A 19,450-nucleotide genomic window follows, 5' to 3' on the forward strand; every position below is an offset into this window, starting at 1 on the left:
ATATGAGAATTTTTTTTTGGCTTTAGGAGATAATATAGTTATTCTATATAGAAGGGAGAAACTTATGTTAAAGAGTAAGGATTTCTATCTGCTAAAAGTTTATGACGTAAGGGGGAAGTACCTAGGTGTTGTAGATGATATATATATTGATTTTCATAAAGGTAAAGTAGTAGGCTTTTTTGTTTCTAATTATCTTCTATTTAGTAAGAAAAATTTTGTTAGAAGCAGTGATATTATTTCTTTAGAAGAGGTAATGATTGTAAAAGAATTAAACGAAAAAGAGGGATTATCTTTTAAAAGCATAAAAGACATGGATATAAAAGATAAAAATAACATAATGAGAGGTGTATTAGAAGATGTGATAATTGAAAAAAAAGATTTATCAATAAAAGGGTTAGTTATGAGTTCTGGTATATTTGATAGGATGATAAAAGGAAAAGAAATACTATTATTAAAGGACTGTTTATTAGGGGAAGATTTTATTTTATATTATGGAAGTGATGAGGTTAGACTTCAAAGTTTACCTCGTAAGAGGAAAACATGTTGATATATAAAAAGTATAAAAAGATTATAAATTCAATCTTAGTAATCCTATCAATTTTATTAATTCTAATTTTGTATATAAAAATCAAGACTATAAGTAGCATAGTAAACATTATTTTTATAGGATTTATACTTGCTTATGCATTAAAGCCTCTTAGGGATACTATAAGCGAGAAGTTTAAACTAAGTAAAAAAATATCATCAACTTCAATAATATTAACTATCTTTTTAGGTTTGATATTACTTTCCTATATAGTTATTCCGTCTATAATAAGGGAAAGCTATAATATTGGATATATATTAGATAATATAGATGAGTATGTTAAGAATATCGTATATAAATTGAATTTGAATGATATATCTTTTTTTGAATCTATATATAATCAAATAAGTGAAGAAGTAAATATATTTTTTAGTAAAGTTACTGATAATTTATTAGAAAACTTGATGGTTTGTTTTGAAAGTTTAGTGTCTCTTGCTATTGTACCGATAGTAACATATTATTTCTTGGTTGATGGAGATTTAATTTATAATAAGCTTTTATTAATATTACCGACAGAAAAAAGAATAATTGCTAAAAGGGTTATTAGCCATATAGATAAAGTTTTATCAAGATACATAATAAGTCAATTGTTATTATCATTAATTATAGGAGCATTAACTTTTATAGTTCTTGTAATAATAGATGTAAAATTTGCTTTAATACTTGGCATATTTAATGGCATATTAAATATAGTGCCTTATTTTGGGCCTATAATAGGTGGGGTACCAGCTATATTTGTAGCTCTTATGGAATCACCTAATAAAGCATTATGGACGCTTATAGCAATATTTTTAATACAACAAATAGAGGGAAATATATTGTCACCTAAAATAACAGGGGATAGCACTAATATGCACCCGATTATAATTATAATTTTATTATTAGTAGGAGAAAAGCTAGGTGGACTTATAGGAATGATAGTTGCAGTTCCTATAGGAGTTATAGTTAAAGTAATATATGATGATATCAATGATTATTTGTTTTAAATAAAATAATTGACATATTTTAATAAATAAACTATAATTTCATTGAAATATAAGAAAATTTAATATTTAGCGTTGATAAGAATGAGTAAATATAGAGTATGTATTCAGAGAGGAAGTGGATGGTGAAAACTTCTTACATTATATATTGAAGCTATCTTGGAGCTATATTATCTAAGTGATGTATTTTTAATACATAATTAGGGTGGTACCGCGGAATTTATGTTTTCGTCCCTTTTTTATAGGGATGGAAACTTTTTTTATTATAAAAAACTATACAGTAAACAAATGGAGGTAATAGATATGAAGTTCATGGGAACAAACGAGCTTAGAGAAGCTTATTTGAAGTTTTTTGAATCAAAAGATCACTTAAGATTAGAGAGTTTTCCTCTAGTCCCTAAAAATGATAAATCATTATTATTAATAAATGCAGGTATGGCACCTCTTAAACCATATTTTACTGGATTACAGGAGCCGCCAAGAAAAAGAATAACTACTTGCCAAAAGTGTATAAGAACAGGGGATATAGAAAACGTAGGTAAAACATCAAGACATGGTACCTTCTTTGAAATGCTTGGGAATTTCTCGTTTGGAGATTATTTTAAAGAAGAAATTATTCCTTGGGCTTGGGAATTCATAACTGAAACTCTTCAAATTCCAAAAGATAAATTGTATGTAACAATATATTTAGAAGATGATGAAGCTTATGATATTTGGTGTAAAAAGACAGATGTAGATCCAAAGAGAATATTTAGACTTGGAAAAGATGATAACTTCTGGGAAATAGGTGTTGGACCATGTGGACCATGTACAGAAATTCATTATGATAGAGGCGAAGGAGCAATCACAAATGTAGAGGACTTCGTAAAAGCAAGTGATGAAGATAGAGTAGTTGAATTTTGGAATCTTGTATTTACACAATTTGATAAGGATGAAGAAGGAAATTACAATAGATTAGCAAATCCTAATATAGATACAGGTATGGGGCTTGAAAGAATTGCTACTATAATGCAAGGTGTAGATAATATATTTGAAATAGATACAGTTAAAAATATACTACAAAAAGTATCAGAACTTTCAGGTGTAAAATATGGAGAAGATAAGCTTAAGGATATTTCTTTAAGAATAATTACAGATCACGTTAAATCAGTTACTATGCTTATTTCAGATGGAGTTCAGCCAAGTAATGAAGGTAGGGGATATGTATTAAGAAGACTTTTAAGAAGAGCTGCAAGACATGGAAGATTACTTGGAATTAAAGGATTGTTTTTAACTGATATAGTTGAATCAGTAGTTGAAAACTATAGTGGGGCTTATCCAATGCTTATAGAAAGTAAAGAATATATTGAAAGAATTGTTTCATTAGAAGAAGAAAGATTTAATGAAACAATAGATTCAGGAATGAATATCTTAAATGATTATATTGAAGAAATGGAAGCTTCTAATGAAAAAACGTTAAAAGGTGAAAAAGCATTTAAGCTGTATGATACTTATGGATTCCCAATTGAGTTAACAGAAGAAATTTTAGAAGAAAAAGGTATGAATGTTGACTATGAAGCATTTAGAAAAGAAATGGATGAGCAAAGACAAAGAGCTAGAAGTGCAAGAGGAGAATCATCATATATGGGAAGTGATGAAAATCCAATTAATAAGATAGATGCATCAATAAATACTGAATTTATTGGATATGATAATATTGAAGTAAATTCAAAAATATTAGTTTTAGCTAATGATAATAATTTTGTAGATGAATTATCAAAAGGTGAGAAAGGTTATATAGTAACTGATAAAACACCATTTTATGCTGAAATGGGTGGCCAAGTAGGAGATAAAGGTATTATAAAAACAGCTTCAGGAGAAGCATATGTTTATGATACAAAGAAAAATGTTGGTGGAAAAACTATTCACTATGTTAAAGTTGTAGAAGGTACAATAAAAATAAATGAAGAGGCAAATCTAAAAATAGATGTTTTAAGAAGAAATAATATAGCTAAGAACCATACTGCAACACACATGTTACATGAAGCGTTAAAACAAGTTGTAGGTAAGCATGTAAATCAAGCAGGTTCATATGTTGATGATGAAAGATTAAGATTTGACTTTGCTCACTTCCAAGGGTTAACAGAAGAAGAAATAGAAAAGATAGAAGAGTTAGTTAACAAAAAGATAATGGAAGTATTTAATGTTGATACAAACCTTATGACTTTAGATGAAGCAAAAGAATCAGGTGCAATGGCTTTATTTGATGATAAATACGGCGATAAGGTTAGGGTTGTAAGTGTTGGAGAATTCTCAAAGGAACTTTGTGGAGGTACTCACGTTAATAACTCAGGAGAAATTGGATTATTTAAAATAATAAATGAAGCAGGTGTTGCTGCAGGTATAAGAAGAATAGAGGCTGTATCAGGACTAAATGCAATAAAATATATGGAAGAAAAACAAAGACTTTTAAAAGAAGCATGTAGTGCTTTAAAATGTAGTGAAAAAGATGTATTAAAGAAGATAGCTTCACAAGGTGCTGAAATTAAAGAAAAAGAAAAGGAAATTTCAGAGCTTAAGAGTAAATTAACATGCGGTGTTGAAGATGATATTCTATCTTCTGTTAAAGAAGTAAATGGCATAAAAGTAGTAGCTTATGGTTTAGAAGGAATAGATGGAAATGCATTAAGAGACTTAGGTGATAAAATGAGAAGTAAACTTTCAAGCGGAGTTGTTGTCTTATTAAGTAATGTAGGTGGAAAAGTTAATGTGGTTTCTATGGCTACTAAGGATGTTTTAGAAAAAGGTATCAATTGTGGAAAGATAATTAAAGAAGTTGCAGCAGTAGTTGGCGGAGGTGGCGGTGGAAGACCGGACATGGCTCAAGCTGGTGGTAAGAATCCAGAAAATATAAAGTCTGCAATAGAAAAAACGTACTTAGTAGTAGAATCTTTAATAAAATAATCTTTAGTAAAATAGTGTACTTTTATAATTATATGGTTTATAATATAATTAAATTAAGTAAACCCATGTATAGAATTTTAAATATATGAGATAATATTATTAGGGATACTGTTAAACTAAATATAAGTAAGGGGGTGAGCTGCGAATAGCAGCAGTTGTATGAATAATAACTTAGATCAAACAATGCAATTTAATTTAAACATCAACAAAGAGGATTTGACAAAGTCAATATTAACAGATGTTTACAATGCGTTACAGGAGAAAGGTTATAATCCGATTAACCAATTAGTTGGATATCTTATTTCAGGGGACCCTTCTTACATCACAAGCTACAACGGAGCAAGAGCTTTACTAAGAAAACTTGAAAGAGATGAAATTCTTGAGGAAGTTATAAAATCTTATTTAGAAATAAAATAAAGAGTGCCCGTTTAATCGGGCACTCTTTAATGTTTAAGGAGATAAATATGAGAATTCTAGGTTTAGATGTAGGATCTAAAACTATAGGTGTTGCTATAAGTGATCCATTAGGATGGACTGCGCAGGGAATTACTACGATAAGAAGAAGTAAAAAAGAGCAAGATATAGAAGAAATAAAGAAGTTATGTAAAGAATATTCTGTTGAAACTATAGTTATAGGATTACCTAAAAATATGAATGGAACTATAGGTGAATCAGGAGAAAGAGTACTGGAACTTTCGGAAATTATAAAAGAAGCTACAGGTATAAAAGTTGAGATGTGGGATGAGAGACTTACTACGGTAGCAGCTCATAAAGCTATGCTTGAAGCAGATCTATCAAGGGGAAAAAGAAAGAAAATAGTTGATAAAATAGCCGCTACATATATACTGCAAGGATATTTAGATAGGCTTAGTATGAAATAATTAATTCATTTCCAATTGAAAATTATTATTGACAACCGTTAAGGTAAAAATTACAATTATAAAAAAAGGAGAAAAAATTATGGATAAGGATTTAAAACAATTAGAATTATATGATGAAGATGGAAAATTAGTAAAGTTAAATGTTGTTGCATTTTTTGATATGGTAAACCCAGATACAGAAGAAAAAAGTGAATATGTTATAGTTTATGATGATGATTATACTGAAGATGATATATTTGCTTTAAAGGTAGGGATAGATGAAGACGGAGATGATCTATTAATACCTATAGATGATGAAGTAGAATTAGCAGCGGTTCAAGAAGCTTATGACACTATTTTCGCTGATGAAGAATAAGATTAACTAAGAATAAAATCTAACTAAGAATAAAGGAAAGGGGTGTTGTTTGTGGAACAATCAAATAGTATAGATTTTAATGTTTTAAAAGAAGATTTAAAACAAAAAGGATATAAATTGACGCCTCAAAGAAGAGCTATAGTTGACACTATTATAGATAAAGAAGGAGAACATTTAACTGCAGAAGAAATTTATGATGAAGTTAAAAAAAGTTGTCCTGAAATTGGTTTAGCTACAGTATATAGAACTATAATTTTATTAGAAGAATTAGGTGTAATATGTAAGCTAGATTTAAATGATGGTTGTAGCAGATATGAATTAGTTCGTAAAGATGAGGGTCATAGACACCATCACTTAGTTTGTAACGAATGTAAAAGTGTTATTGAAGTTCAAGATGATTTACTAGACGAACTTGAAGAAGAAGTTGAAAGATCATATGGATTTAAAATTTTAGACCATAGTGTTAAATTCTTTGGGCTTTGTAGAAAATGCCAAAGTAAGATGGATAACAATAAATAAGATAAATAAGGGAACTCCTCTCTATTGAGACGACAACCTTTGTAATACATATTTTAGGAAGAAGGAGGGGACATATTGAAAAACGAGAAGGCAAAAGTTAAGATTATTCCTTTAGGTGGGATAAATGAAATAGGTAAAAATATAACTGCAATAGAATATAAAAATGATATAGTAGTTATAGATTGCGGCTTAAAATTTCCAGATGAAGATATGTTCGGTATTGATTTAGTAATACCAGATATTAGTTATTTATTAAAAAATAAAGATAAGATAAGAGGAATATTTTTAACTCATGGGCATGAGGACCATATAGGTGCATTACCTTATGTTTTAAGACAATTAGATGTACCTGTATATGGAACAAAGTTAACTCTTGGAATTGTTGAAACTAAGCTTAAGGAGCACGGATTGTTAAGTTCAACAGAATTAATAAGAGTTAAGCCGAGAGATGTAATTAAATTAAACTCAGTTTCAGTAGAGTTTATAAAAACAAACCATTCTATTGCAGATTCAGTTGCAATAGCAATACACACTCCACTAGGAGTAGTTTTACACACAGGAGATTTTAAAATCGACTACACTCCTATAGATGGAGAACCAATGGACTTTGCAAGATTTGCTGAAATTGGTAAAAGAGGTGTATTGGCAATGATGGCTGATTCAACAAATGTTGAAAAGCCGGGATACACTATGTCTGAAAAAGTAGTAGGTGAAAGTTTTGCAAGGTTATTCTCAAAAGCAAAGGGAAGAATAATTGTTGCGACATTTGCATCAAATGTACACAGAATACAACAAATAATTGATGCAGCAAGTATGCATGGAAGAAAAGTCGCAGTATCAGGAAGAAGTATGGAAAATATAGTAGCTGTTGCTGCAGAACTTGGATATTTAGAATTTGAAAAAGATATTCTAGTAAGCATAGATCAAATCAATAAATATACAAATGATAAGGTAGTAATTATAACTACAGGTAGTCAAGGTGAACCTATGTCAGCACTTGCAAGAATGGCAAGTTCAGAGCATAGAAAAGTTAACATTGTAGAAGGCGATACTGTAATAATTTCTGCAACACCAATCCCTGGAAATGAAAAATTGGTTTCTAAGGTTATAAATCAATTATTCCAAAAGGGAGCTGAGGTTATATATAAATCATTAGCTGAAATTCATGTATCTGGGCATGCATGTCAAGAAGAATTGAAGTTAATGCAATGTTTAGTGAAACCTAAGTTCTTTATACCAGTTCATGGTGAATATAGACATTTAAAGCAACATGGAGAGCTAGCAATATCTTTAGGTATGCCAGAAGAAAATGTTATAATTCCTGAAAATGGCGGTGTCATAGAAGTTAATAGAAGTACTATTAAAAGAAATGGCTCTGTAAATTCAGGTCAAGTGTTTGTTGATGGATTAGGAGTTGGAGATGTTGGAAATATTGTTTTAAGAGATAGAAAGCATTTATCTCAAGATGGTATTCTAACTGTTGTAGTAACTTTATCAAAAGAAAACAACTCAGTTATTGCAGGGCCAGATATAATATCTAGAGGATTTGTTTATGTTAGGGAGTCAGAAGGATTAATGGACGAGGCTAAGGAAATAGTTAAAGATGCTTTAAGACAGTGTGAAGAAAATAATATAACTGATTGGGCAAGCTTAAAGTCTAAAGTAAGAGATGAACTAAGAGGCTATCTATATGAAAAAACAAAAAGAAAACCTATGATATTACCAATAATAATGGAAATATAATCTGTAAGGTTGACATTTTGCAATAATAATCTTAGAATGGAATATAGTCTAAGATATAAATTTAAAAAAATTGGATACAGGTGTATCCAATTTTATTTTGGGAAAAATAAGTTATAGGTTTACATTATGAAATATACTGGAGGAAATTAAATGAATTTAATAAGTAGAGATGATATAAGAAATATAGCTATAATAGCTCACGTTGACCATGGTAAGACTACACTTGTAGATGCCTTATTAAAAGAAAGTCACGTTTTTAGAAATAATGAAAAAGTAGAAGAAAGAGTCATGGACTCAAATGATTTAGAAAAAGAAAGAGGAATTACAATTCTTTCTAAGAATACAGCTATTATGTACAATGGAGTTAAAATAAATGTAGTAGATACTCCAGGTCATGCTGACTTCGGTGGAGAAGTTGAACGTGTACTTAAAATGGTGGATTCTGTTTTATTAGTAGTTGATTCCTATGAAGGTCCAATGCCTCAAACTAAATTTGTTTTAAAGAAGGCATTAGAGCTTGGATTACAACCAATTGTTGTTATAAATAAAATAGACAAACCAAATGCAAGACCAGAAGAAGTAATTGATGAAGTATTTGAATTATTCTTAGAGCTTGGTGCTGATGATGAACAATTAGATTTCCAAATTATTTATGCATCTGCAAGAGAAGGATTTGCAAGATATAATGTTGAAGATACAAATGCTGATATGGTTCCATTATTTGAAACTATATTAGAAAATGTAGAAGCTCCAAAGGGATATATAGATGGACCATTCCAAATGCTTGTAACTACACTAGATACAAATGAATATGTAGGAAGAATAGCTATTGGTAAAATACATAGAGGTTCTGTTAAAAAGAACCAACAAGTCGCTTTAGTAAGAAGAGATGGAAGCACATCAAACTATAGAGTTTCAAGTATATTTACATACAATGGATTAAATAGAGAAGATGCACAAGAAGCTTCTCTTGGAGATATAATTGCTTTAAGTGGTATTCCAGATTGTAATATAGGTGAAACTATAGCAGATGCACAAGAGCCAGAAGCTCTACCATTTGTTGAAATAGATGAACCAACATTAAGCATGAACTTTATGGTTAATGATTCTCCTTTTGCTGGTAGAGAAGGTGAATTTGTCACATCAAGACATTTAAGAGATAGATTATTAAAGGAATTAGAAACAAACGTAAGTTTAAGAGTTAATGAAATATCTTCAGATTGCTTTGAAGTTTCAGGAAGAGGAGAACTACACTTATCTATTCTTATTGAAACTATGAGAAGAGAAGGATATGAGTTCCAAGTTTCAAAAGCAAATGTTATTTTTAAAGAAGAAAATGGTAAGAAGCTAGAACCTATGGAATACTTAACTATAGATGTTCCAGAAGAATTTATGGGACCTGTTATGGAAAAGTTAGGACCAAGAAAGGCTGAAATGGTTAATATGACTTCAGCAGTTAATGGTTATACAAGATTAGAATTCATTGTGCCTGCAAGAGGATTAATTGGATTTAGAAACGAATTTATGACTGATACAAAAGGTAATGGTATAATGAACCATGTATTCCATGGATATGATAAATATAAAGGCGAAATTCCAGGAAGAAGCAGAGGATCAATATGTTCATTTGAAGATGGAGATGCAATAACTTATGGACTATTCAATGCACAAGAAAGAGGAACATTATTCATAGGAGCTGGAGTACCTGTATATCAAGGTATGATAGTTGGAGAATGTTCAAGAGCAGAAGATATTGATATAAATATATGTAAAGGTAAGAAGTTAACTAATACTAGAGCTTCAGGATCAGATGACTCACTTAAGTTAACTCCTCCAAGACAAATGACATTAGAACAATGTCTTGAATTTATTAATGCTGATGAATTAGTTGAAGTTACACCTGAAAATATAAGAATGAGAAAAAGCGTATTAGATGCAGCTGAAAGAAGAAGAATAACAAGTAGAAGTAAAAAATAATAAATGAAATAAAATATCTTTATAAGTATAAAAAAAAGTATTATAATAAAGTAAATAGCCATAATAGGCTATTTACTTTATATGTAGGGGGTTTTTATGAGAAAATCGAAATCCAAAACAATTCCTATAATAATAATTTTAATACTAATTATAAGTTGTTTCGTTTTATTTAAAAGAGTATTAAATAAACCATTAAACACTTCAGAAGACATAGTTATCAATGTACAAGAAGGGGATAGTTTTTATAGCATAATAAATGCTTTATCAAAAGAAAATAAAATAAAAAATTTACCACTTATAAAATTATTTGTTAAGATCTCAAGGAAAAATATAGATGTAAAACCAGGTGAATATGTTTTACAGAAAGATTTAAATGTTAATGAATTAATAAATACATTAACAAGTGAATCATCATTGAATATTGTGAAGTTTACAGTTCCTGAAGGATATACAATAGATGATATAAGTGAAAAATTAGAAAAAGAAGGAATCTGTAGTAAAGAAGATTTTATTAAAGCTATAAAAGAGTATGAGTTGCCATCGTTTGTAAACATAAATAGTGAAAAAAGATATAATTTAGAGGGATATTTATTTCCAGATACATATTTAATAAAAGTTGGAGAAACACCTAAAGAAATAATTACAAAAATGGTTGCAAGATTTAAAGAAATGCTTAGTGAAGCAATCAAAGAAGTAAATACTACTGTTAAAAATGAAGATATAGAAACTGTTGTTACTATAGCATCTATGATAGAAAAAGAAGCTAGGATTGATTCAGAAAGACCTGTTATTGCATCTGTCATAGTTAATAGACTAAATATTGACATGATGTTACAAATAGATGCAACCGTGATATATGCATTAGGTGAACATGTTGATACGGTGTTATACAGTCATTTAGAAACAAATTCTCCATACAATACATATAAAAATTATGGATTGCCTGTTGGACCAATATCTAATCCAGGCTTAGAATCTATAAAAGCAGCACTTAAACCTGAGCAAACAGATTACTTATTTTATGTTTTACAAAATGATAAAACACATTACTTTACTAATAATTATGAAGATTTTATAAAAAAACAAAATGATCTTGGATATTAAGATAAAAACTTAAGGCTATAATTTACAGTGCCTATTCGGAGGAGTAACATGAGTGGAATAACCCATGATTATATGGAAGAATATATAAGAAGCTTAATACCTAAAGCTTGTGATAAATATAAAGAATTAGAGGACTTTGCTAGAGAAAATAAGGTTCCAATAGCACAAAAAGAAACAGCTAAATTTTTAGAGTTTATGGTTAGTATGAAAAGACCTTTAAGAATTTTAGAACTTGGAACAGCTATAGGATATTCAGCGATTTTGATGTATGAAGCATCAGGAACAAAACCAACTATTACAACTATAGAACGTGATGAAAATATGATAAAATATGCTAGGGAAAACTTCGAAAAATATAATCTTCAAGAAAAAATAGAGATTAAAGAAGGAGATTGCCTAGAAATTTTAGAAGATTTAAATGAACCATATGATTTAATATTTATGGATGCTGGGAAGGGTCATTACAATCATTTTTTACCACATTGTTTAAGGTTGTTAAAAGATGATGGAGTTATAGTAGCAGATAATGTTTTGTTTAGAGGGATGGTTGCATCTAATGAATTAGTAAAAAGACGAAAAATAACAATAGTAAAAAGAATGAGAGAATATTTAGAATTAGTATCTAATGATAAAGATTTAATTACTTCTGTAATACCAATGGGGGATGGAATTGCAGTGACTAAAAGGAGGTAAAAATATGATTAAACCAGAAATTTTAGCACCAGCAGGGAGCCTAGAAAAATTAAAAATTGCAATAGACTTTGGAGCCGATGCAGTATATATAGGTGGAGGAAGACTTAATTTAAGAGCTTTTTCAGATAACTTCACTAATGAAGAAATGGCAGAAGGAGTAAAGTACTGTCATGATAGAGGGAAAAAATTATATGTAACAATGAATGTATTTCCAAGAAATCATGACTTAAAGGGTGTAGAAGAGTATATCAAGGGATTATACGATTTAGGAATAGATGCAATTATAGCTGCTGATCCATCAATAGTAATGGCAGCAAAAATAGCAGCACCAGATTTAGAAATACATTTAAGTACTCAAGCAAATACAGTCAACTGGATGGCGACTAAGTTTTGGTATGAACAAGGCGTTAAGAGAGTAGTTTTAGCTAGAGAGTTAACTCTAAATGAAATTAATGTTATAAAAGAAAATATTCCAGAAGATTGTGAGTTAGAAGTATTTATACATGGATCAATGTGTATTGCATATTCTGGAAGATGTCTTATTTCAAATTATATGTTAGGAAGAGATGCTAACAAGGGAATATGCTCAAATGCTTGTAGATATAAGTATTATTTAGTTGAAGAAACTAGACCAGGTGAATATTATCCAGTTGTAGAAGATGATAATGGCACATATATAATGAATTCAAAAGATTTATGTATGATAAAACATATACCTGAGCTTATTAAGAGTGGTATTCATTCATTAAAAATAGAAGGTAGAATGAAGAGTGAATTTTATGTAGCTTCAGTAGTTAAAGCTTATAGAGAAGCTGTTGATTCATATATAGCAAATCCTGAGGGATATGAGTTTAAACAAGAATGGATGGATACATTATTAAAAATAAGTCATAGACAATATCATACAGGTTTCTTCTTTGGAAAAACTGGAGAACAAAATTATGATGTGTCATCTTATGTTAGAGATTATGATATAGTAGGTATTGTTCAAAGTTATGATCCTGAAACAAAAGAAGCAACTATTCTTCAAAAAAATAGAGTTTTTGAAGGTGATGTAGTTGAAGTTTTAAGAGCTCATACACCTAATTTCAATGTAAAACTTGATGAAATGTTTGATGTGGAGAAAAAAGTTAAAACTAATGTTGCTAATAGAGCGCATATGGTATTTAAAGCTAAAGTGGAAACCCCATTAAAAGAAAAAGATATGTTAATTAAAGGAAAGAAAGTTTTAGAGCTGTAGACATAAGAAGGAGGAACTATAATGAAAAAGCCAATCTTAATTGGAATAACTGGTGGAACAGGATCGGGTAAAAGTAGCATTGCAGACGCCATATATTCAAGTTTTTCTAATGAATGTATAGCAATGATACAGCAAGATATGTATTATAAAGATCAAAGTCATTTATCTATGGAAGAAAGGATTAAAACAAATTATGATCATCCAAGAGCGTTTGATAATGATTTGCTAATCAAACATTTAAGCGATTTAATTAATGGAATTGCTATCAACAAGCCTATTTATGATTTTTCAAATCATAATAGAGCTAAAGAAACAGTAAGAATAGATCCTAAAGATATTATAATCGTTGAAGGTATATTAGTATTAGAAGATGAAAGACTTAGAGAGTTGTTAGATATAAAGGTATATGTTGATACTGATGCTGATATAAGAATCCTTAGAAGATTAATTAGAGATATTAATGAAAGAGGAAGAACTGTAGATTCAGTTGTTAGTCAGTATTTAGATGTTGTTAGACCTATGCATATGCAATTTACGGAGCCAACAAAAAGATACGCAGATATTATAGTTCCAGAAGGTGGACAGAATAAAGTTGCAATTGATATACTTGTAACTAAAATAAAAGATATTATAAAATAGAAAAAAATGTATAAAAGACACCTCCAAAGGCTAGAATTAAGCCTAGGGAGGTGTTTTTTTATAATGAATAAAAATAGAGCTGATTTAAAGAGAATTGTAATAATAACGGGGAGTTACTTAATAATTATATCTTTATTGGTTGTTAGATTATATTTTCTTCAGGTGCATCCATCGTCAAATGTTTCGGGGCAAATGAAAAATTATCAATCTGAAAATCTATCTCAGATGAAATATAGAATTTTTGATACTAATGGGAAAGATATGATGGACTATAATAAAAAATACATAGTTATATTGGATACTAAGCCTTTTATGCTTAATAATTACGAAGAGACACTGGAAGATTTAATGGCCTTAAATTTTATCATGAAATCTGAAGAGCCTGATTTTAATTATTCAGATGTTATGAAAAATGATGGTAAAATATACTATACTGTTAGTGAAGAAACTTTTAATAAAGTAAATAAATTAAAAAATATAAAAGGGATATATACCTATACATACGATGAAGTTGATACTAAGGAAGCTTGGAAGACAAGTAACTTTTTAGCAAATATAGCTGATGAAAATGTTATTGAAAATTCACTAGAATATGATTTGAATTCTTATATAAAAAATAATACTTATCCAGAAGCTAAATTTTATTTGGATGAAAAAGCTGTTTATGGAGATGGAGAGCTTACTTTAGAAAATAATAATAATATTAAATTAACTGTAGATGAAACCTGGGAGGATAAGGTTAGAGAGGTGCTTAAAAAAGAAAATTATGCATTTTTAAAAAATATTGGTGTAGTGGTATCTGAGGTGGAAACAGGGAAAATAAAAGCTATGGTTCAAAAGGATGAAACTCAAGCAAATGTAAATTTAGGAATAGAGCAATTAGGCTATGAGCCAGGGTCAATATTTAAGGTAATAACAGAAACAGTTGCATTAGATAAAGGCATTATTAGTCCAACTGATGTTTTTTCTTGTACTGGTGAGATCTGTAGCAAGGATGGTAAACCTTATGGTCATGGGGATTTATCAGTAGAAGATGCATTGAAAATATCATGTAATGATGTCTTTGCAAAAGTGGGAGCAAAAGTCGGTTATAATGAAATGATGACTTACTTAGAAAAAATGGGGCTATTTAAGCCGGTCTTTAATATAAAAGGTGAAAATAGAAATGAAGCTTCAGGAGTAAAACCTACTGTGGAAAATAGTATGAATAATATTTCAATAGGTCAAACTATAATGGTTACTCCAGTACAAATGGCTGGATTATATAATACGGTGGTCAATGATGGCGTTTATATAAAGCCTACTATAGTTGAGTCAATAGTTGATGATAATGATAATATTGTAAAGGAATTTAAAGAAGAGCAGGTAAGGGTATTTAGTCAAACAGCTGCAAGACTAGCTCAGGAAACAATGTCAAAAGTAATTTGGGAAGGTTCAGGGTTTGAAGCTAAAGTAGAAGGCGTTAATATTGGAGGAAAAACTGGTACATCAACAGGAAATGGGGGTACTAACCATGGGTGGTTTGCTGGATATTTTGAAATAGATGGCAAAAAGTATACTATAGTAGTTATTGCACCTAATATTGGAGAAAAACATCCTGATGGAAGAGAACTTGGTGGAGGAAATACTGGAGCTCCTATCTTTAGAGATATAGTTACATCATTAACTAAGAAATAAGAATACTTAATTTTAAAAAGAAAATATAAAATTATTATAAATAATAAAAACTGTCATAAAATCTGTATTGATGTTATGACAGTTTTTATTTTATGAGATAGTATGAATTTTATGATTAATTATAGCTAGTTATAAAAACTTAATAATAATAATATATCTAATATAAAATTACTAAAAAAATATTCCAACTTTATTTTAAGAAACACAAGCAATATTTTCGGATTTCATCATATTATATAATAAGCACTACGAGGAGGAAGTTCTGTGTTTTTTTTATCTAATATTATAGAGCTGTTATGTAATTCTGTATTTTTAACAGGTTATATTTCAGGCAATAATACATTTCCAAAACCACTTGATGAAGAAGAAGAAGAGCAATATTTAAAACTTTTAAAAAATGGGGACAAAGAAGCAAAAAGCATATTAATAGAAAGGAATCTTAGATTAGTAGCACATATAGTAAAGAAATATAATTTTCCCAATAAAGATATTGATGAACTAATATCTATAGGAACTGTTGGACTTATAAAAGCAATAGATTCATTTGATGCATCAAAAGGAACTAGGTTAGCTACTTATGCATCAAGATGTATAGAAAATGAGATATTAATGCTTTTTAGAAATAACAAAAAACAAAAAAATGAAGTATATTTACAGGATCCTATTGGAGTTGATAAAGAAGGAAATGAAATTTGCTTAATTGATGTATTAAGTAGCGAAAAAGATTCTGTTTTAGAAAAAGTTGAAAGTAATCTTCAAATTAAGCAATTATATAATAAAATATGTGTTTCATTAAGCGAAAGAGAAGGAGAAATTGTAAAGATGAGATATGGTCTTATTGATGGTAGATGCAGGACCCAAAGGGAAATAGCAGCATTACTAGGTATCTCAAGATCCTATGTTTCAAGAATTGAGAAGAAAGCCTTAAAGAAACTGAAAAAGGAGTTATCAACAAAATAACATCATAGACATATATATCCTACGTTGAAATATTATGTAATATAAAGAAGGAATATAGAAAGTTTTATAGAATAAAATAAGATAGACATAATCTAGCAACATGGAGGATATAGAATAATGTATGTGTTGAATGATTTATTAAACGAGACAATAGAAAAGGGTGCATCAGATTTACATTTAACAGTTGGGTTACCACCAACTATAAGAGTTAATGGAAGTTTGATTAAATTAGGAACTGAAAAACTAATGCCAAGTGCATTAAGGGATTTTTCAAAAGAAATATTGGGAGAAAATTTTGAATTATATAATAAAACTGGTGAAATGGATACATCATATTCTATTTCCGGAACAGGAAGGTTTAGAGTAAATATATTTAAACAAAGAAATAGCGATGCTATTGCTATTAGAGTAATTGCATTAAAAATACCGAGTTTAGATGAATTAAAGCATCCTAAAGTAATAAAGGATATAATTCAAAAACAAAGAGGATTAGTATTAGTAACTGGGCCAACAGGAAGTGGTAAAAGTACAACATTAGCGGCCATGATAAATGAAATAAATAATACAAGAGAAGCTCATATTATAACATTAGAGGATCCAATAGAATACCTTCACAAGCATAATAATTGCATAATAAATCAAAGAGAAATAGGAAAAGATAGCAAAAGCTATCAAAGTGCACTAAGAGCTATTTTAAGAGAAGATCCAGATGTTATACTTGTAGGGGAGATGAGAGACCTAGAAACTATTTCAATTGCAATAACTGCAGCTGAAACAGGTCATTTAGTATTCTCCACGCTACATACAATAGGAGCTGCTAAAACTATCGATAGAATTATAGATGTTTTTCCACCGCATCAGCAACAACAAATAAGAGTACAATTAGCAGCTGTATTACAAGGTGTTGTATCTCAGCAATTAGTACCAGTTGAAGATAATAAAGGGAGAGTTGCTGCTTTAGAAATAATGACTACAACACCGGGCATTCAAAATCTAATTAGAGAAGGTAAGACACATCAAATAGAATCAGCAATTCAAACAGGTGGAAAATATGGAATGAAAACTATGGATATGGCATTAGCAGAATTATATAAAAAAGGTATCATAAGTGGAGAAACTGCATTAACATATTCAGTTGATAGGGAGACTATAAAAAGAATAATGATGTTATAAGAAGCTGTATCAAAATAAATTTTGATATTAGCAAATAAAAAGGGAAGTTCTAATTGGAGCTTCCCTTTTTAGCATATATAAATAATAGATAAAAATCTCTATTTAGGTTTAAAACGTCTTTAAGTAAGTAAAATCAATGGTTTAAAATGGGCTAACGAAACGCGAGATCCTTTAGAAAAATAAGAGATTAACTTTTTTAAGGAAATAAAGTTTACTTGAAATTGAATAAATTAAATTTTATATTAAATGGATTTATAAGACCGCACCTTTTATAAATTTATAAAATAACACAACTTATTAGAGGAAATTTAGAATCTTTGTTGAATATAAGATTATAAATGTTTTTTATATATTTTAAATGTATTTAACAATAGATAATAAGAAAATCTTATTATACATAGATAAAGGGAGTGTTATTAAAAAAAAGTACGTATGATTTTTTTAAAAATAATCATAATATTGACTAAAAGGTTGAGTTATTTCATTGTAGATGATAAAATATAATTGAATTTTATTAAATTTAATTATAAAAATTATGGTTATAATTATAAAACTAAATAAAATTTACATTAGTTTCTAAATTTTAATAGTAATTAAAAAGAATATAATTAAAGAAATACAAGTCAAAGCCCAAGAATATACATTTATTGCCTTTAAGTAACAAAATTTTTCTTGTTTAGGATATTAAAGTATTGTTAAAAAGGTACAGTATGATGTAAAATTAATATATGAAGATATATTATTATTGAATTTGAGATTAGTAAATGAATTAAGAGAAGAAACAAAGTAGAAAAATTACTAGTATATATTTTCTAAAGGAGGAATTATTTTGTTAGATTTCGAAGTAGATATGCAAGAGTTAACCAATATTAAGGTAATTGGTTGCGGAGGCGGCGGAGGAAATGCCGTTAATAGAATGATTGCTGAAGGGCTAAAAAACGTTGAGTTTATTGCCGTTAATACTGATAAACAAGCTTTAATGCTATCTCATGCTAATGTTAAAATCCAAATCGGAGAAAAGTTAACAAAGGGACTAGGAGCTGGAGCTAATCCTGAAATAGGAAAAAAGGCAGCGGAAGAAAGTAGAGAAGAAATAGCAGAAGCTATAAAGGGAGCAAACATGGTATTTATAACTGCTGGTATGGGCGGTGGAACAGGTACTGGTGCAGCCCCTGTAGTTGCAGAAATAGCTAAATCTATGAGTATATTAACTGTAGGTGTAGTTACAAAGCCATTCCCATTTGAAGGTAAAAGAAGAATGAGACATGCAGAAATGGGGATTGAAAACCTTATGAAAGCAGTTGATACTTTAGTTATAATACCAAATGAAAAATTACTAAGTATGGCAGATAAGAAAACAACTCTATTAGATTCATTTAAATTAGCGGATGAAGTATTAAGACAAGGGGTACAAGCTATATCAGATCTTATAACTATTCCAGGGGTAGTTAATGCTGACTTTGCAGACATAGAAACTGTTATGTTAAATAAAGGACTTGCTCATATGGGAGTAGGTCATGGAACTGGAGATAATAAGGCACAAGATGCTGTAAGACAAGCTATTTCATCTCCATTACTTGAAACATCAATAGATGGTGCAACAGGAGTTATTATTAACTTTACAGGTGGAGTAGATTTAGGAGCTATAGAGGTATATGAAGCAGCTGATATTGTTAGAGAAGCAGCTGATCCAGATGCAAATATAATATTCGGGGCTGTTATAGATGAAACATTATCTGATGAAATCAGAATAACAGTTATAGCTACAGGCTTTGAAGAGGATAATAATAAAATATTGAATCATGAGCCTGTATTTGAAAAGAGAGTAGTTAAAGAGCAACCGGTTAAACAGGAAGTCGAAATGCCAGAACCAACAAAAAGAGTAGATCCTCTTTTAGATATTGAAACTGAGAGTGTAAATATACCAAGCTTTTTAAGATCAAGAAAATAATTAATAAAAAAAGACTAAGAAAGTCA

At 29.4% G+C, this 19,450-nt stretch carries 17 protein-coding genes and 1 other annotated feature; all 17 genes read left to right on the plus strand.

The window, feature by feature from the left end; genetic code table 11:
- Nucleotides 1-64: 64 nt before the first annotated feature.
- Nucleotides 65-547 carry a PRC-barrel domain-containing protein gene (locus CSBG_RS07035; RefSeq protein ID WP_035285724.1) on the plus strand — a complete coding sequence of 161 codons (483 nt, stop codon included), beginning with the start codon at nt 65-67 and terminating at the stop codon, nt 545-547.
- On the plus strand, nt 541-1,572 hold the full coding sequence (locus tag CSBG_RS07040) for an AI-2E family transporter (RefSeq protein ID WP_008678268.1): 1,032 nt from the start codon (nt 541-543) through the stop codon (nt 1,570-1,572). The genes CSBG_RS07035 and CSBG_RS07040 overlap by 7 nt, the downstream gene beginning before the upstream one ends.
- Nucleotides 1,573-1,635: 63 nt before the next feature.
- Nucleotides 1,636-1,808, plus strand: a binding site (T-box leader).
- Nucleotides 1,809-1,872: 64 nt separating this feature from the next.
- Complete coding sequence (gene alaS, locus CSBG_RS07045) at nt 1,873-4,512, plus strand: alanine--tRNA ligase (protein WP_008678269.1); 2,640 nt, start codon at nt 1,873-1,875, stop codon at nt 4,510-4,512.
- Nucleotides 4,513-4,671: 159 nt separating this feature from the next.
- Nucleotides 4,672-4,929, plus strand: coding sequence for an IreB family regulatory phosphoprotein (locus tag CSBG_RS07050; protein WP_008678270.1), 258 nt, complete (start codon nt 4,672-4,674; stop codon nt 4,927-4,929).
- A gap of 47 nt (nt 4,930-4,976) precedes the next feature.
- Nucleotides 4,977-5,393, plus strand: a complete 417-nt coding sequence (gene ruvX / locus CSBG_RS07055) for a Holliday junction resolvase RuvX (RefSeq protein ID WP_008678271.1) — start codon at nt 4,977-4,979, stop codon at nt 5,391-5,393.
- Nucleotides 5,394-5,472: 79 nt separating this feature from the next.
- Nucleotides 5,473-5,748: a DUF1292 domain-containing protein gene (locus tag CSBG_RS07060; protein WP_008678272.1), complete on the plus strand. Its 276-nt coding sequence runs from the start codon at nt 5,473-5,475 to the stop codon at nt 5,746-5,748.
- 51 nt (nt 5,749-5,799) lie between these two features.
- Nucleotides 5,800-6,267: a Fur family transcriptional regulator gene (locus tag CSBG_RS07065; RefSeq protein WP_035285135.1), complete on the plus strand. Its 468-nt coding sequence runs from the start codon at nt 5,800-5,802 to the stop codon at nt 6,265-6,267.
- A gap of 75 nt (nt 6,268-6,342) precedes the next feature.
- The gene (locus tag CSBG_RS07070) at nt 6,343-8,010 is read left to right on the plus strand and encodes a ribonuclease J (RefSeq protein ID WP_008678274.1); all 1,668 of its coding nucleotides are present in this window, start codon (nt 6,343-6,345) and stop codon (nt 8,008-8,010) included.
- Nucleotides 8,011-8,160: 150 nt separating this feature from the next.
- Nucleotides 8,161-9,987: a translational GTPase TypA gene (gene typA, locus CSBG_RS07075; RefSeq protein WP_008678275.1), complete on the plus strand. Its 1,827-nt coding sequence runs from the start codon at nt 8,161-8,163 to the stop codon at nt 9,985-9,987.
- Between the two features lie 96 nt (nt 9,988-10,083).
- Nucleotides 10,084-11,091, plus strand: a complete 1,008-nt coding sequence (gene mltG / locus CSBG_RS07080; RefSeq protein ID WP_008678277.1) for an endolytic transglycosylase MltG — start codon at nt 10,084-10,086, stop codon at nt 11,089-11,091.
- Nucleotides 11,092-11,139: 48 nt separating this feature from the next.
- Complete coding sequence (locus CSBG_RS07085; protein WP_008678279.1) at nt 11,140-11,784, plus strand: O-methyltransferase; 645 nt, start codon at nt 11,140-11,142, stop codon at nt 11,782-11,784.
- Between the two features lie 4 nt (nt 11,785-11,788).
- Nucleotides 11,789-13,024, plus strand: coding sequence for a U32 family peptidase (locus CSBG_RS07090; protein ID WP_008678281.1), 1,236 nt, complete (start codon nt 11,789-11,791; stop codon nt 13,022-13,024).
- Between the two features lie 21 nt (nt 13,025-13,045).
- On the plus strand, nt 13,046-13,663 hold the full coding sequence (gene udk, locus CSBG_RS07095) for a uridine kinase (RefSeq protein ID WP_008678283.1): 618 nt from the start codon (nt 13,046-13,048) through the stop codon (nt 13,661-13,663).
- 63 nt (nt 13,664-13,726) lie between these two features.
- Complete coding sequence (locus tag CSBG_RS07100; RefSeq protein ID WP_008678286.1) at nt 13,727-15,340, plus strand: penicillin-binding transpeptidase domain-containing protein; 1,614 nt, start codon at nt 13,727-13,729, stop codon at nt 15,338-15,340.
- A gap of 264 nt (nt 15,341-15,604) precedes the next feature.
- Nucleotides 15,605-16,300: an RNA polymerase sporulation sigma factor SigK gene (sigK, locus tag CSBG_RS07105; RefSeq protein ID WP_008678288.1), complete on the plus strand. Its 696-nt coding sequence runs from the start codon at nt 15,605-15,607 to the stop codon at nt 16,298-16,300.
- A 117-nt stretch (nt 16,301-16,417) separates the two neighbouring features.
- Complete coding sequence (locus CSBG_RS07110) at nt 16,418-17,473, plus strand: type IV pilus twitching motility protein PilT (RefSeq protein ID WP_008678290.1); 1,056 nt, start codon at nt 16,418-16,420, stop codon at nt 17,471-17,473.
- 829 nt (nt 17,474-18,302) lie between these two features.
- Nucleotides 18,303-19,424 carry a cell division protein FtsZ gene (gene ftsZ, locus CSBG_RS07115; protein ID WP_008678292.1) on the plus strand — a complete coding sequence of 374 codons (1,122 nt, stop codon included), beginning with the start codon at nt 18,303-18,305 and terminating at the stop codon, nt 19,422-19,424.
- The last annotated feature ends 26 nt before the right edge of the window (nt 19,425-19,450 follow it).

Source organism: Clostridium sp. 7_2_43FAA, from assembly GCF_000158375.2.
GTDB lineage: Bacteria > Bacillota > Clostridia > Clostridiales > Clostridiaceae > Clostridium > Clostridium tertium.

Excerpts from the sequence above, each read along its gene's own strand:
- CSBG_RS07035 (WP_035285724.1), top strand. The coding sequence starts at position 65 with ATGTTAAAGAGTAAGGATTTCTATCTGCTAAAAGTTTATGACGTAAGG.
- CSBG_RS07040 (WP_008678268.1), top strand. The coding sequence starts at position 541 with ATGTTGATATATAAAAAGTATAAAAAGATTATAAATTCAATCTTAGTA.
- alaS (WP_008678269.1), top strand. The coding sequence starts at position 1,873 with ATGAAGTTCATGGGAACAAACGAGCTTAGAGAAGCTTATTTGAAGTTT.
- CSBG_RS07050 (WP_008678270.1), top strand. The coding sequence starts at position 4,672 with ATGAATAATAACTTAGATCAAACAATGCAATTTAATTTAAACATCAAC.
- ruvX (WP_008678271.1), top strand. The coding sequence starts at position 4,977 with ATGAGAATTCTAGGTTTAGATGTAGGATCTAAAACTATAGGTGTTGCT.
- CSBG_RS07060 (WP_008678272.1), top strand. The coding sequence starts at position 5,473 with ATGGATAAGGATTTAAAACAATTAGAATTATATGATGAAGATGGAAAA.
- typA (WP_008678275.1), top strand. The coding sequence starts at position 8,161 with ATGAATTTAATAAGTAGAGATGATATAAGAAATATAGCTATAATAGCT.
- mltG (WP_008678277.1), top strand. The coding sequence starts at position 10,084 with ATGAGAAAATCGAAATCCAAAACAATTCCTATAATAATAATTTTAATA.
- CSBG_RS07085 (WP_008678279.1), top strand. The coding sequence starts at position 11,140 with ATGAGTGGAATAACCCATGATTATATGGAAGAATATATAAGAAGCTTA.
- CSBG_RS07090 (WP_008678281.1), top strand. The coding sequence starts at position 11,789 with ATGATTAAACCAGAAATTTTAGCACCAGCAGGGAGCCTAGAAAAATTA.
- udk (WP_008678283.1), top strand. The coding sequence starts at position 13,046 with ATGAAAAAGCCAATCTTAATTGGAATAACTGGTGGAACAGGATCGGGT.
- CSBG_RS07100 (WP_008678286.1), top strand. The coding sequence starts at position 13,727 with ATGAATAAAAATAGAGCTGATTTAAAGAGAATTGTAATAATAACGGGG.
- CSBG_RS07110 (WP_008678290.1), top strand. The coding sequence starts at position 16,418 with ATGTATGTGTTGAATGATTTATTAAACGAGACAATAGAAAAGGGTGCA.